At 40.8% G+C, this 15,296-nt stretch carries 14 protein-coding genes and 1 pseudogene; 6 read left to right on the top strand and 9 right to left on the bottom strand.

Annotated features, from left to right (window positions below; translation table 11 throughout):
- Positions 1-188: 188 nt before the first annotated feature.
- Positions 189-410 carry a hypothetical protein gene (locus tag IM462_RS16280; RefSeq protein WP_012267989.1) on the top strand — a complete coding sequence of 74 codons (222 nt, stop codon included), beginning with the start codon at positions 189-191 and terminating at the stop codon, positions 408-410.
- A 185-nt stretch (positions 411-595) separates the two neighbouring features.
- Positions 596-766 (top strand): annotated as a pseudogene (locus IM462_RS16275) (nucleotidyltransferase domain-containing protein); the annotation flags it as partial.
- Positions 767-1,135: 369 nt separating this feature from the next.
- Here the strand turns inward: IM462_RS16275 and IM462_RS16270 are convergent.
- From IM462_RS16270 to IM462_RS16230, 9 genes are all read right to left on the bottom strand, one after another.
- Complete coding sequence (locus IM462_RS16270; protein WP_287701287.1) at positions 1,136-2,947, bottom strand: proline--tRNA ligase; 1,812 nt, start codon at positions 2,945-2,947, stop codon at positions 1,136-1,138.
- Positions 2,948-3,583: 636 nt separating this feature from the next.
- The gene (locus IM462_RS16265) at positions 3,584-4,354 is read right to left on the bottom strand and encodes a class I SAM-dependent methyltransferase (protein WP_287701285.1); all 771 of its coding nucleotides are present in this window, start codon (positions 4,352-4,354) and stop codon (positions 3,584-3,586) included.
- 257 nt (positions 4,355-4,611) lie between these two features.
- Positions 4,612-5,898 (bottom strand): glutamyl-tRNA reductase, encoded by a 1,287-nt coding sequence (locus IM462_RS16260; RefSeq protein ID WP_287701284.1) that lies wholly within the window; start codon positions 5,896-5,898, stop codon positions 4,612-4,614.
- 184 nt (positions 5,899-6,082) lie between these two features.
- Positions 6,083-7,120, bottom strand: coding sequence for a class II fructose-bisphosphatase (gene glpX / locus IM462_RS16255; protein ID WP_002756310.1), 1,038 nt, complete (start codon positions 7,118-7,120; stop codon positions 6,083-6,085).
- 497 nt (positions 7,121-7,617) lie between these two features.
- The gene (locus IM462_RS16250; protein ID WP_287701283.1) at positions 7,618-8,379 is read right to left on the bottom strand and encodes a sulfite exporter TauE/SafE family protein; all 762 of its coding nucleotides are present in this window, start codon (positions 8,377-8,379) and stop codon (positions 7,618-7,620) included.
- Positions 8,380-8,931: a DUF2854 domain-containing protein gene (locus IM462_RS16245; RefSeq protein ID WP_287656717.1), complete on the bottom strand. Its 552-nt coding sequence runs from the start codon at positions 8,929-8,931 to the stop codon at positions 8,380-8,382.
- A 120-nt stretch (positions 8,932-9,051) separates the two neighbouring features.
- On the bottom strand, positions 9,052-10,734 hold the full coding sequence (locus IM462_RS16240; protein WP_287701281.1) for an alpha/beta hydrolase: 1,683 nt from the start codon (positions 10,732-10,734) through the stop codon (positions 9,052-9,054).
- A gap of 304 nt (positions 10,735-11,038) precedes the next feature.
- Positions 11,039-12,349, bottom strand: a complete 1,311-nt coding sequence (locus IM462_RS16235) for a mechanosensitive ion channel family protein (RefSeq protein WP_287701279.1) — start codon at positions 12,347-12,349, stop codon at positions 11,039-11,041.
- 1 nt (position 12,350) lies between these two features.
- Positions 12,351-13,643 carry a sugar ABC transporter substrate-binding protein gene (locus IM462_RS16230; RefSeq protein ID WP_287701277.1) on the bottom strand — a complete coding sequence of 431 codons (1,293 nt, stop codon included), beginning with the start codon at positions 13,641-13,643 and terminating at the stop codon, positions 12,351-12,353.
- Positions 13,644-13,957: 314 nt separating this feature from the next.
- Here IM462_RS16230 and IM462_RS16225 point away from each other — a divergent pair, with 314 nt between their 5' ends.
- The 4 genes from IM462_RS16225 to IM462_RS16210 all read left to right on the top strand — a co-directional run bounded on the left by IM462_RS16225 (position 13,958) and on the right by IM462_RS16210 (position 15,251).
- Complete coding sequence (locus tag IM462_RS16225; protein ID WP_287701275.1) at positions 13,958-14,167, top strand: type II toxin-antitoxin system HicB family antitoxin; 210 nt, start codon at positions 13,958-13,960, stop codon at positions 14,165-14,167.
- A gap of 1 nt (position 14,168) precedes the next feature.
- On the top strand, positions 14,169-14,396 hold the full coding sequence (locus IM462_RS16220; protein WP_287701273.1) for a type II toxin-antitoxin system HicA family toxin: 228 nt from the start codon (positions 14,169-14,171) through the stop codon (positions 14,394-14,396).
- Between the two features lie 174 nt (positions 14,397-14,570).
- On the top strand, positions 14,571-14,921 hold the full coding sequence (locus IM462_RS16215) for a hypothetical protein (RefSeq protein ID WP_287715389.1): 351 nt from the start codon (positions 14,571-14,573) through the stop codon (positions 14,919-14,921).
- A gap of 126 nt (positions 14,922-15,047) precedes the next feature.
- Positions 15,048-15,251, top strand: coding sequence for a hypothetical protein (locus IM462_RS16210; RefSeq protein WP_287701269.1), 204 nt, complete (start codon positions 15,048-15,050; stop codon positions 15,249-15,251).
- Positions 15,252-15,296: the final 45 nt, after the last annotated feature.

Here is a 15,296-nt window from a genome sequence, read left to right as displayed (position 1 = left end):
CTAACGAAAGAATTAGGGATAGGAGCGAGCTTACTAGGAATTATTATTAATAAGTGAGAGATGGTGCGGCGAACTTTTTCGAGCTAAAACCATGAAAAGCTTATGCTATATGGATTTCAGCCTTCTTGTCCCCCTGTCAGGAATTAGACAATGATCATTAATACCAAATCAATACAAAATAAACTACCATGAAACAACTAATCGTACACATTCGTGACCAAGAAAAAGCAGAAACACTCTCTAAAATTTTAACTGCTTTAGATTTTGTTGACTCCGTAGAAATCATCGAAGATCAAACAACATTATCTGATAACGAGCAAGACTTCTTTGCCCTGGCAGGATTGTGGGAAAACAGAAATATCACCCCTGAATCTATCCGTCAAGCAGCATGGCGAGAAGAAAAACGATGATTTTATTAAAAGTTTAGAACGCTATGAGCCGTCGAATGAATGACCCATCCACATTTCATTGGCGATCGCATTCCTCCCCATCTTTCCACACTCCCTACGCAATCGCAAAAATCCGATAAAATAGTGAATAAGTGACATCCATCAATACAATTTATTACAAAAAATAATTTCTAAGTAATAAAATCATGGCTCAATTACAAATCCTAATGCCTATACTACAAGAATTTCGCCAAGAATTAGCAAAGTTTTATGGAAAACGGTTAGTAAAACTCATCCTTTTTGGTTCACAAGCGCGGGGTAACGCTAATGAGGACTCAGATATTGATATTATGGTCGTATTAAAGGGGCCCATTTCCCTTAGAAGCGGCCACCCTATTACCTGAAAAAAATTATTATCTCAAATGGAATGCTCCCACTCTAGCAAACAGGGTAAGCGCATCCTAACAGTCCTTGACAAAATGAACTTTATCTGGGTTGCCTACCCAGAGGGCAATTCAGGCATATTTGAGTAGAATTTGCCATCTCAATTGTTAAGCAACAATCTACCAAATAGGTCGAGTTCGTAACTATTCTGATTGACTGGTATCACTTGAAATGCCCACGCGGATCACAAAATTGGCCAATTGTCAATAGCTTTTGAGATGCCCTTTATAACAGGAGGTTTCCCGACTCATATTCGATCATCATAACCATAAACAGGCAAAATTATCTGTATATTTAATCACTTAATCAGAAGCATTTACCTTTGAAATAGCAGTTTTTAAATAGGAAACCACCTCATTAATTGCTACTTCTGACGCTTTTTTACTGGCTCTTTCGACTAATTCCACCTTACCCGATTTGAGAGATTTACCCGTGACAATGCGATAGGGAATCCCAATTAAATCCGCATCTTTGAACTTAACACCTGCACGTTCATTCCGGTCATCTAAAAGGGTTTCAATGCCCGCTTGATTTAACTCATTGTATAAACTTTCAGCGGTTTTTACCTGCTCGGCATCGGCTAAATTAGGAATAACCACAATCGCTTGATAGGGGGCAATAGCTACGGGCCAAATAATGCCATCTTTATCGTAGGATTGTTCTACGGCTGCCTGGGCTAAACGCGATACTCCTATACCATAACAACCCATACAAATGGGGGTAGATTCTCCCGCTTCATTAGTATAAAAAGCATTCATGGCTTGAGAATATTTATAGCCCAATTGGAAGATATGACCGACTTCAATTCCTCTGGCACTTTGCAAGGTTTGATTAGGATCATGAATAGCTCGATCGCCTACCCGGGCTTTGCGTAGATCGACGATTAATTCCGGTAAGATAAAATCTTGACCCCAATTGGCTCCCACTACATGAAACCCGGTTTCATTAGCACCAGTGATAAAGTTTTCTAAGTCTGTCACCGTGTTGTCTGCTATGCGTAAAAACTTAGGAGCTATATCGCTGGATTTTTTGAGTAAATTATCTTCTAAGTCGGGAGCAATATAACCTAAAGGTAAAGGTTTAGTTGCCCATTTCTGTTGAGCGGCAGCATCGGGTATTTTTAAAGCCAAAATTGTTTTAGCATTGTAACGGCCTGCCTGTCTAACTAATTCATTTTGTAGTTTAACTTCATTAACCTCTTGATCACCGCGAATATGCAGTAAAACTAAAACAGTTATGCCGCTATCATAAACCACTTCGTAGAGAACATTTTTGACGATAGCGGTGGCAGAACAATCGAGAAATTGAGCTAAACTTTCGATAGTGTTGGTGTTAGGAGTCTCTTTTTTAGCCAACTTTTTAAAGGGAGAAGCCACTTTATCTGCTGGCAAAGAAACGGCTTTTTCCACATTAGCCGCATACTTTTCATCGGCGGTAAATAAAACCTCATCTTCTCCGGCATCAGCTAAGACCATAAATTCTTGGGATGCGGAACCGCCAATCGCTCCAGAATCCGCTTCTACTGCCCGAAAAGCTAACCCACAACGGCGGAAAATATTGCGGTAAGCTATATCCATCGCTTGATAGGTTTTCTTTAAACATTCCTCGTCGAGATTGAAAGAATAGGCATCTTTCATAATAAATTCCCGCCCCCGCATTAAACCAAAACGAGGGCGAATTTCATCGCGAAATTTAGTTTGAATCTGATATAAATTAACTGGTAATTGTCGATAGGAACGAATTAAATCACGAGCGACGGCAGTAATTACTTCTTCGTGAGTCGGTCCTAATCCTAACTCCCGGTTTTGTCGGTCTGTCAGGGCAAACATAATCCCTTCTGCTTTTGTGTAGGTGTCCCAACGGCCTGATTCTTGCCAGAGTTCCGCCGGTTGCAGTTGGGGAAGTAAACATTCTTGGGCGCCGGCTTTATTCATTTCTTCCCGGACTATCTGGGAGACTTTCTGTAAAACCCGCCACATCAGGGGTAAATAGGCGTAAATGCCGCTGCCAATGCGACGAATGTAACCGGCACGGACTAAGCATTTATGACTGGGGATTTCCGCCTCGGCCGGGTCTTCCCGGAGGGTGACAAAAAGCTGTTGAGAGAGTCGCATCCTATCGATATCCTTTTGAACAGAAGACTTTCTATTATCTCATCAAAGGAGAGCGACTGCAATTATCAATTACTTGTGTTGACAAACAATAACAGCGATCAGTTTACCGATTCTCAGGTATTTCCCCTCACAACTTGAGACTGGTTGGAGAAGCATTGAACTCTAGTTCCAATTGCCTAACTCCCTTGTTCTCTACTTTAGGAAATATGAGTGTTCAGGTCGATCGCTGTTATCGTCGTTATCGAGACAGAATGTAACTTTAACAGGGTTTACTCCTTTGTGAACTTGACCTTATAACCTTGCCAGTCGATCTGTCAGGGAAGCTTTTTTCTTTAGCTTCAATTATTAATATAACATCGGATCGGAGCTAGAAGTCTTTCTCTTAATCAAAGTTTACATTACTGGGATCAAGGAAAAGCCTAGATGTTTTGACGCTTGACCGATGATAATTAACCTCAGTTCGGTATCAGAAAAGGAGGGGGAGTTAACCTGAAAGAATACAAACGATTCAGCACCCCCGTTCTACTTTAGCCGAGTCCCGCCCTCTCGAACCGGTCATCGAGTTTTTGGCAGTGCCTTCGGCATCGCAATCAACTGATGATGCGGGGTCAGACTGAAGGTGATGTTAGTCCAAAATTATTTATTTTGAATTACCATTGTTGCACAAGTAATTATATTTTCTAGATTGTTATACTCGGCTCTTTGTTTTTCAATATAATGATCAAATAAATATTTTTTGTCTGGATATTGTACCGCTAATTCTTGGCATCTTTGCCTAAGATAATTAAACTGCATTTCATACTCATCATTTTGATTTATTTCAGTTTCTGTATATTCTTTTATTAATTTCATGCCAGCTTTTTCTATCTGGTTTAACAGCATACTTTTTTTGATTATAAAGTCATGCTTATAGGGTTGATCATCTTCAAAATATCCATCGTCTAAAATAATTAGACCATCTTTTGTCAGATTTTTTTTTAAGATAGTCATAGTTTGAAAATAATTTCCAAATACAGAACTGATCGAGCCGAGAATAATCACATTGAATTGGTTTAATGTATTGATTATTTCTCGTGCGTCTCCTGAAATAAATTTACACCTTGAAGTAATTGCTTCTTCTCTAGCTTTTTTATTAGCGATTTCAATAAATTCTGGTATTGCATCGATTCCAAGACAGTAGCAATCCAGTTCAATTGACAATTTTATCGAGACTGCACCTTTGCCGCAGCCTAGATCCAGTACATTTAATTCAGAATAATTATTTGTATGTGCTTTGACAATTTTAAGAATAGAATTTGCAGAAGAGCCTATTTCCCAGAAGTCCTGTAAAATATATGGAAGAAAAGGTAAGATTGACTTATCTTGGCAATCCATAGCCTGTGCAATAGTTTCTTCTAAGGTCTTCATTCTCTCTAAAAATTTCTGGACTAACCATCAATCATATCGCTCCCTGCGGTTCCACACCCTCCTCTATCCCACTTCCATCAGTTAAACACCCCCTCAATATTGGCATAATTACCGCATTTCTACAGCCAAAAGACTATTGGTCTGTCAATCTTGAAATTGTGGATAGGGGAATCGGGCCAAATTATCGGCTCCCAATCCCTCAAAATCATCTTAACAGACCAATAGAATCGCCCTTAATTTTTGTCAATTGTCGGCCCCTAACTATATTCTTCTCCGACACTGAGATTAAAGAGCATTTGCAGGGATTGTAAACAGCGCTTACGCGCTTCGATATCCTGTTGGGCCCGCAGTTGTACCATGGGTTCGTGAAGGATTTTATTGACGATACCGCGGGTCATTGCTTCGATAACTTCTTGGTGTTTTTCGGCGAATTCCGTCCCCAGACGGGAGAGGGCCTTTTCTAATTCCTGTTCGCGAATATCTTCAATTTTGCTTCTTAAACAGCTAATTGTCGGTACAGTGTCCAAAGAACGCCACCAAAGCTCGAAAGCTTCCACTTCCTGCTCTAGGAGTGCCTCTGCTTCCCTGGCCATCTGACGGCGACTTTCCTGATTGGCGGCAACCACCGCCTTGAGATCATCGACGTTAAAAGCTTGCACTTGTGCCAATTCCTTCACGTCGGTGTGAACGTTGCGGGGAACAGAAATATCGATTAACATCAGCGAGTTAGCAGTAATCGTCACTTCTGTCAATAAATTTTTAGTTAAAATTGGTTCCGTGGCTCCGGTACTGGTAAAGACGATATCCGATGCCGCTACCGTAGTCATCATCTCTTCTAAGCCATATAGTTGGATTGGTACGTTAGGAAATTCACAGGCCAACTCCTGGGCCCGTCTTTGGGAGCGATTGACGATCGCAATTTGCTGAGAACCCTTAGCCAGAAGGTGAGTAACTAATAATCGGGACATTTTCCCTGCCCCGATAATAGCGATTTTCTTGCCGCTGAGGTCTGCCACCTTAGCATGGGCTAACTCCACCGCCGCCGAACTGATCGATACGGCTCCCGTGCCGATGCTGGTTTCCGTGCGGACGCGCTTACCGGCAGTCATCGCTTGTTTAAACAGGCGATCGAGTAATTGGCTAATAGTATTGTACTTTTGAGCTAATTTATGGGTATTTTTAACTTGAGCGAGAATTTGCCCTTCCCCGAGGACAAGACTTTCTAAACCGGCCGACACCCGGAGCAGATGACGCACAGCATCCTGATGCAGTAGGGTAAACAGATAACGACGCAGGACATTAAGGGGAATATGTCCGATTTCAGCGAGAAACTGGGTAATTTCCACCACGCCCTTTTCCGTATCCGTAACCACGGCGTAGATTTCCAAACGGTTACAGGTACTGATAATCGCCACCTCTTGGATGTGGGGATAACCCTTGAGGTGGGTAAGAGCGGACTCGATTTTCGCTTCCGGGATACTCAATTTTTCACGAATTTCCACAGGGGCTGTCTTGTGACTCAAGCCCACTACAGCAATATTCATTTATGTTCTCCTACAAATGTTGCTCAGGCTACAAAAATTATTGATAAAGATCAGTGCGTTATGTCTCTAATTGTTGCAATTTAGTCCCAATCGGGATGCAAATAAAAGATGTTTGAAAAAAAACTTTATATATTTTTACCAATGGGGGCGAGGTGAGCCATACCCACCCCACCGCCTCAGAGAATTATCTCAGTTGAATGTATTTGGGTTGGTCGAACAGGTGAACGGTATCGACAAAGCGAGCGGTTTTCGATTGGGTGGAGATAACCAAGCTTTGGGTACGAGCGCCACCATGGAAGAAGCGTACCCCTTCCATCAGGGTGCCGGGGGTGATACCACAGGCGGCAAAGAGGACGGTTTCGCCACTGGCTAATTCTTCGCAACCGTAAACGCGATCGGGATTAGTGATGCCCATTTCTTGCAGACGAGCGAGATTACCCTCGCGGCTTTCGCCGATTAAACCGGTTTTGACCACTTCCGGATCATAGATTAATTGTCCCTGGAAGTGACCGCCTAGACAACGCATAGCCGCTGCCGAGATTACCCCTTCTGGAGCGGCACCGATACCCATGAGAGCATGAATATTAGTTCCCGAAAAAGCGCAGGAAATAGCGGCCGATACGTCACCATCGCTGATCAGACGAACTCTGGCCCCGGCGTTGCGGATTTCTTGGATTAATTCCTTGTGACGGGGACGATCCATCACCACTACCACCAGTTCTTCGATCGAACGATTGAGACAATCGGAAAGAACTTTCAGGTTTTCCGTCGCCGATTTATTAATATCCACATGACCTTTAGCTGCTGGGGGAGCGGCTAATTTTTTCATATAAAAGTCAGGAGCGGCGAATAATCCACCTTTTTCGGAGATCGCTAACACGGCCATAGAACCATTTTGACCGTAGGCAACTAAGTTAGTGCCTTCGCAGGGATCGACGGCGATATCGATTTCGACCAATTCGTCGGGATTACAATATTGTTTGGCATCAACTTGGGTACAGATACCCACTTCTTCGCCAATATAGAGCATGGGAGCCTCGTCTCTTTCCCCTTCTCCAATAACGATGCGACCGCGCATATGGATTTTATTCATCCGTTCGCGCATCGCTTCCACAGCGACGTGATCAGCGATATTTTTTTCGCCTTTACCCATCCACTTGGAGGAGGCAATGGCAGCCTGTTCGACCACTTCGATAATTTCTAACCCTAGCGTACTTTCCACTCGATGATCCTCCCTACAGCTGATCTATGATTTATCTAGTGAGTTTGTTTCCTTAACAGTCAAAAGTCTATCACCAGACGGGGATCATTCTTAAGTTTTTATGTAGATCATCTGGAGGAGAGCGGTATGGCTAGGGAGTTTTTGCCGGCACTGTCGCCTCCATCTCAGTTATGGAGAGCTTGATCGCTGATTGCGGCTGGCGATCGCAGAAAGGTATGTTCTTCCCCCTGTTGTGAATGCTAGACAAGGGCAGCTTTGTCGATACTAAACATCTGGTCAGGTTTTGCCGAGCAAAATTATCCACCCTATTCCGTTAATCCTTCAGTGTGTTTAACCGATGCTAGAATGCAGCAAGAGACTCGGTTATTCTAGACAAGCTAAAACCCACTTTTCTTGGCAATTGAGTTAAAACGTCATCGGGTAAGGTTTTAAACTGTTGCCTGATCTCAACAAGCAATTTAAATGCGCGGGCAGCTTAACTGCCATAAATCGGTTTGTTAACGAAGCCAATAAACTATAGCGGTAATAATACTCAGAATTACCACGGTCTTACGCAGATAACTAGGAGAGATAATTCTAGCTAGTTTTCCCCCCAATAAACCCCCAATTAAAGAGCCAATTGCTACCACTATCGCTGCCGACCAATATACGTGATTAGAAAAGAGAAAAAACCAAGATGCAGCCACATTAACCACCAAAGAAAGCAACTGTTTTAAAGCATTTAATCTCGTGAGATTATCCTTGAGAAATAAGCCCAAAATTGCCAACTTAATCACCCCTAAACCCGCTCCAAAATAACCACCATAAATTGAAGCGAGAGCGATGGGTAAAACCGACAAAATTTCTGGGATATGACCATTTTCGTCCCCCTGTCGCCGCTGCAACCAAGAGCGTAAAGTATCTTGAAAAGCCAATAAAGCCGCCGCTAAAAGAATCAAAAAAGGAATCAGGCGCTCAAATACTTTATCACTACTATTTAACAGCAAAATACCACCGATAATGCCGCCAATAACTGCCGATGGTAGTAATAACCAAATCCGTTTTTGTTGCCCGTGCAGGTCTTTTTTTTGGGCGAGGGTTGCCCCCAGATAACCGGGACATAAAGCGACGGTATTAGTCACATTTGCCATTACCGGTGGGATACCCACCGCCATCAGCGTCGGAAAAGTAATCAGACTACCGCCACCGGCAAGAGCGTTAATTAAGCCGGCAGCCACGGCAGCGATTGCTAGGAAGCCATACTGAGTAGGCGTGAGCATTTAGGCGTTAGGGATAGTAATTAGGGCTAAATCAATTTTTTCCTCGTCAACTTGCTTAATTTCGGCTCTAATTCCTGGTCCAAAGTATCTTTCGATTTTTTCTTGTTTTGCCAGCCACTTTTCTAGGGGTAAAAGGGGCGATTCAAATTCTAGGGTGAAACAATAGGCGGAATCAACAGCAGTTTCACGAATTGCCACTAAAGTGGGTCTTTCCTCGTCCGTGGGGCTTAATCCCAGCTTTTCTAGGGCTTCATCCAGATGCACTTCCTGTCCGTAGCGATAGCGGGTGACATCGTTGCGAAGTTTGGTTTGGGTGACAGTAGCCTGTTGTTGGCGCAATTGCAAGATTTCGGGGCTAGTGGGTTGACTGAAGGGTATAGGTTTGATTTCTGAAGCTTTTAGGGCTAAACCTCCCAATAATAACGGTAATCCGTAGAAAAACCCCGCTAAATTGACCGTGGCGTTACCTTGGGCATAACCGATAATCCCGATAACCGTTAAAATACTGCCTAAAATTAAGCCAAAGTATGATAGTCTAATTTTTCTGAGCATGAAATAATTTTTTTCTTGAGTACGCTAATCCTTTAGAGATTATACAACTCAAAAGAATCTTTTTTGCAGATGGGCAGTGGGGAGATTTTTCAGTTATTAGCTACTGAAGGCAATTAGTGTCTATTGCCGATGTACTCGCAATTTCTCAATTAACTGAGATAATTTCTGGTCAGAAGCGGCAGTAATAAAGTCTAATTTAAACTTTTGTCCCTGACTGAGATATTCTGCGTAACTAGACAGAAGAAAAGGACGAAACTTGTCATTATCAGCAATATAAACTTCAAAAAAAGCCACCAATAAAGCCCCCGCATAATCCTCGATTAAATTTTGATTGGGTAAAGTGATATCGACCACAGACTCTAGGGTTTTTTGCATTCCTGCATCCAATTCCGTAAAATTTACATGAGCTTGTCCCTCCACCATGGCCAGATATTTATCCGGCGTTTTTAACCAAGTAAAAGGAATGGCCTGTTCAAAAATCGGATTAGCTGCCGGGTCATAACTTCCAGAACCCAAGAGGACAGGAATCGAGATTTTACTTAAACCTTTTTCCCCAAAAATACTGCGGTTAACGGGATTAGCTGCAAAGACAGCCGCCACTCGTTCATCACGAAAATTATAGACCTGTCTAGGCAATTCCAGGGCGCGACATTCCAGTACAATGGCGATATTAATACCGGAGTAAGGAAGATTACAATCTTGGGCGAGATTATCAAAATCAATTTGTGCGCCGGCAACAGCTAGAGATGTATAACCTCCAAAGGAATGACCCGCTACTCCCACATTAGTGAGGTCAAGTTGACCTTGAAATTGACTAGGATTACGTCTTGCTAATTCATCGATGACAAAGCTAATATCTTTGGGTCGATTAATAAACTCATTGCCATCAAAAATATTGCGATAATATCCCCCTAACATTCCTTGTAGGTATTGGGTATCACTGCCGGGGTGTTGCGGTGCCGCTACTAAAAATCCGTAGGAAGCTAGATGTTCAATTGCTTGGGCATAATCTTCCGGCCGCGAGGCTAATCCGTGGGAAAAAATAATTACAGGTGTTTTGCCTTCTCGGAAAGTTTGCGGGATATAAACATTGACATATAAACTGCGATTGCGACTGCTATCTATTAGGTTCCAAACTTCTTTTTTTACCTGAAAGCTACCGCGCTGACGCAAATCGGGTAAACTGGCATAATTAATCGCTGGTTTAACGGCAGCGGCTTCCTCGGCTGTCCAGAGGCGCATATCTTTAATAAATATTTCCGCCACATAAACTGCATAATCGATGGTTTTAGCTAATCCGAGGATTTCTTCCCCCTGTAACTGTATATTATTGGGGAATTTTTTCAGGACATTTAAAAGGGTTAATCCTCCTGGATCGAAAGCGGCACTAACAATCGCACCCCGCAGGGCATATTTACCATTAATTCCCCCTTCAATGGTGATGCCTTTGCCCAAACGGGAGAGCATATCAGCACCCATCACACTATTAAAAAAACGAGATAGTAAAATAGGATCGATGTCAATCTTTGTTAATAAAGCCTCACGAAACTTCTCTCTTGCTTCGGGAGTTGTTCTGGCAAGAAATCTTTTTAAATTAGCATCAATTTTTCCTTCTTTAGCAAAATTTTCTAGGGATGCTACCGATACAGAAAAGACGAGGGGAGTATAGACAAATTCAATTTCTTCAGCGGCTTTTAGGGGTAAAGCGGTCATACCCACAGCGAAAAGACCTAGGAGGAAAGCTCGCAGCCGACGGGTGGAATTATTTCTGGGAAACCGATTTTGTAAACGCGGGATAATCATGAGATTTTTAGTTAGGGTAGATGACAACAATTAAAAGGTAAAAGTGGGACTACGAGTGATGTCCATAAGGCAAATTTAAGGCTAGGGCAAGCGATAAAGTGCCAAAGATTAATCTGGGAGATTTTGATTCTAGATTATTGAGTATTTCTGAGTATAACATCTAAGGTAGATATTATATTAAAGTTGTTTTTATGTCAAGATATAAGCCATTAATAAAAAACAATAAATACATAAATTTAATAAGTGAAAGTGATATATTTGGCGATGAAAATAATCAGATAGGGTTTTTGACTGGGATAAATTGCTAATTATTACGAATATGAATATCTTGTTGCGGGAAGGGAATCTCGATACCCTGTTGAGTAAACCGATCAAGAATAGCACAATTAATATCACTAATGACTCGCTTTTTCCTGTTAACATCATCCAACCAGAACTTTAATTCAAAGTTTAAACTAGAATGATCAAAATTAAGAAAAAAGGCTACTGGTTGCGGGTTTTTAAGTATGTGAGGATGTTGATCGGCAATGTCTAGCAATAAATTCATCACCTGTTGGGCGTTAGAATTATAACCAACTCCGATAACAATTGAACAATAAATCAAGTTATCACTACCCGTGTAGGTGGTGACATTCTCAGTAAAAAACTTTTGATTGGGAATAATTTTTTCGGAATTGTCTGTAAGAATTTGCACTGTTGTCGCTCGGATACCTAGCTTTTTTACCTGAGAAGTCTGTCCTTCAATATTAATTATATCACCAGGTTTGAGAACTTTTTCAAATAATAGTAAAATACCGCTAATGAAATTACTTACCACTTGCTGCATACCGAAACCAATACCCACCGATAAACCGCCAGTAATTGCCGCTATTGCTGTTGCATTAACTCCCACATAACCCAAGATGATAATAAAACCTAAGACAATGAAAAAATAACGTCCTAACAGTAAAGTTGCTTCAATTTCACCGCGACTCGCTTGCTGATTTAAATTAGTAATGCTCAGAATTATACTCTCTATAAAAATAACAATAATTACCAGAAAATAGGGAGCTATTATCAAAATAAATATGCTTCTCAATGTGATCGGACTATTGAATAAATTGAAGGGAGATACTTGGGCAATTTCTTGAATATTATTGTAAACACCAATAATATTTCTCAGGAGGAATAATACCAATAAAGGTGCTAAAAGCCGACCATGATAATATTTAATTGTATTGACGGAAAACCTAGCATATAATCCAGCTAATAAACCACGATAAATCAAATAAAAAAATATTAATTGTATGGATAAATTAATCATTCCTCTTGTCCAGTTTTGACTGAAAAAAATTAGATACTTTAAGTCAAGTAAAATTAGACTAATAACTGGAAAATTAAGAAACTGTATCAGGATAGCAAAATATTGACGGAGGGTTAAATTTTTATCACTATGGATAAAACTGGTGACGGGAGGAAATCTTTTGTCTAAGTAAGACCATAACCATTTTGATAATAACCAAGCAAGAATTAAAGACAGAAAAATGATCGCTAATTGACTTTGAACATTTCTGCGTCCTAAAAATAATAATTGGTTAGCAATTATTTCCGAAAGAGAGGGGATATTGTTGTTCATATTAATTTATTTTCCCGACTTCCTGATCGAGATCTGATTGAATATAAAGTGTCAGTTTTTGGGCTGCTGCTGAGGAAGATATTTCACCAGCGATTGCTCTTTCATACCAAAATTCTCCTTTTTCTAAAATTTTATTCAACTTTTCCCAATCATCCAGAGGAACTGCCACGGCATTTTGAGATTGTTGTAATAATACCGATTCAATCGGTAGTAAATTTCCTTCGATCTGCACCCGTCGATTAGTGGGAATAAAACTTTCTGTTTGGATGATTGCTTGCAATTGTTGTTCGGGATTAGAGAGAAATTTTCCTAAAGCTAATCCCAAACTATTTTCATTATCACTATTATTACGATTAAATACCATCACCCGTGTATAGAGAATTGGTGCTGCTTTACCTTGAGTGTCTTGGGGAAGTAAAGCAACTCTGAGATCATCTTTTAGGCTGTTTTTTAAATCGGCAATTTCAATAGAATTACACACATAATAGGTTAAGCGGCCTTTAGCAAAGGCATCATGGAGTAATTCCCGTTGACGATTGAGGATAAAATTAGGCTGTGACGAGGCAAATTTTAGCCATTCTAGCCATTTTGCCCAACCATCCAAGCGAGGTTGCAGCCGACCCTGATCATCCCACAAATAGCCGCCAAAAATTGCCATTCCCCAAAAAGTATCTTCAAAAGAGGACACCATCCCCACAGAATAACCTTTGCGCGCACGTTCCACTAATCCCTCTAAACTGGTAGGAGGTTGCTTCAGCACCGGATCGGGACTAACTTGTAATTTTTTTTGATTATAACACAGTACATTAGTACGAGAACCTAAAGGAATGCCATAGATTTTTCCTTGATAGCTAACTTGTTTCAGCGTCGGGGGATAATAAATAGATAAATCTAGATTTTTCTGGTCAATTTCCTTCAGTACTCCTTGGGATACTAATCTGGGTATATTTCTCGAAAAAATTAGAATAACACTCGCACCCAATCCGCTTTGAGATTGTTTAAAAAAACGTTCTGGTATCTCATCGATAGGAATAGCTTGTTCGAGAATTGTCACCTGGGGATTTAATTTTTCAAACTCTTGCAAACCCAAACCTAGTACTTCAGTTAAATTGCCCTCTTCTGGATACCAAACCAAGAGGGTTCCTTGCAGTTGCTCCGATGATTGAGTAGGAAGATCACTAAAACAGGCATAAAGAAAAATTGGCATCAAGATAAAAAGCAATAGGAGCGATATAATTCCCCTTATTTTTTTACTTCTCCAAGCAGTTTTAACTCTGAGCCTTAGAAATTGCATCGCTTGTGATCCTTCAAAAATCTTGCCATATATTCATAGTACATGAAAAGGTGAATAATATTATCGCGCCAATGGTAGGGGCGCACCGTGGTCAGTGAGTTTAGCGAGTTTCATAGTTTATTTTCTAACACTCTAATACCCAGTTTAAATGGGCAACAGCTTCAGGAAACTGTGCTTAGTATGAGTAAAATTCCTGTTATTAATAATTATGTCATGGCGAGGGTGTGACACCCGCCTTAACTTTACTGTATCAACCAAGACCCCACCGAAGCAATTTTTACTGTATGATTAGAGTTTAAAAGGCGAGGTACTTTATGAAACTATTTACAGCAATTATCGAAAGAGATCTAGAGACTAATCTCTATGTTGGTTATGTTCCTGGATTTGTGGGAGCGCATTCCCAAGGAGAAACCTTAGATGAGTTGCGAGAAAATTTACAAGAGGTGATTGAAATGTTATTAGAGGATGAAGATCTTTCTCTGGAAACTGAGTTTATTGGTACACAACAAATTGCCGTTGCTTAGTATGAGTAAAATTCCAGTCCTGAAAGCATCAGAGGTAATTCGCCTGTTGGAAAAGCGGGGATTTGTCCAAGTCCGTCAGCGTGGTTCCCACAAACAATTTCGCCATGAAGATGGTCGCAGTACGACGGTTCCCTTTCATAAAGGACGGGATATTTCACCGACTTTATTAAGGGTCATTGCTAGTGATATTGGGTTAACAGTAGAGCAATTATTACAAGGGATAGAGTAACAATGTAAACGCTTATCGCCTTCCTCTCAGTCAGAAACGATAACCCCGAAATAAATGATGAAAACGTCAGCCAAGAAGCAATTTTTGCTTTATTATAAGAGTAATACCCCAAACCCTTAGATGCGTAAGCCTTACGCCTAAAACTTACTAGCAAGGAGTTGTATCATGTAACTTTTGACGCTATTGGCTACAGGAGTCACGATTATTTTGGGGGGAGCATTGACCCGTGTGGGGGAGATTGTCTTAGATGGTTCGCTTGAAAAACTGAAAAATTTAATCGCAGCTAAGTCTCCTGATACTTTAAAAAAGTTGGAATCGGCTAATCAAAATCCTGCTTTGTTACCTGAAACCATTGAGGTAATGGCGACTTTACTGGAAGATACAGAAATACAAAAGGTTGCAGAACAAGCGGTTAAGGAAAATCAATCTAATCCTTACGTTATTAATCAGTTTCCTGCCTTAGAAAAAATTCTTAATTTTGCTAATCGGGATACTAATATTGGTAAACAAATTAATGATTTTTGACTACAGCCGCCTGTAGGGGAGCAAGTTAAACAAAACCCTGCTAACTTAGATACAACGAGTGAGAGTCCTAAGTCTATTTCGACTTCTCTTTCTAATCTTGATTACGCCATTGGAAGTCTATGTAAATTGAAATCAACTTTCCACCAACTTAGGGGAAAAGCACGTCAACAGGGGGACAAAGTTAATATAACATTTAAAGAATTAGCAGATGTTGAAAATTGGCCTCAACCGCGAGGAATTGATGCCTATCTAGAAGCTTTGCGAGATTCGGAAGAAGAAACATTTTTTCTGACTCATATTCCACTGGAGCAAGTCTTAGTTAAATCTTAGTTTTATCAAGAAACAATGAACGACAAACTTAAGCAAACTGCAATT

This window comes from Microcystis sp. M144S2, assembly GCF_020246065.1.
Taxonomy (GTDB): Bacteria; Cyanobacteriota; Cyanobacteriia; order Cyanobacteriales; family Microcystaceae; genus Microcystis; species Microcystis ichthyoblabe_A.
Note: the sequence above shows the minus strand (reverse complement) of the source record. Positions and strands in the feature narration are given on the sequence as shown.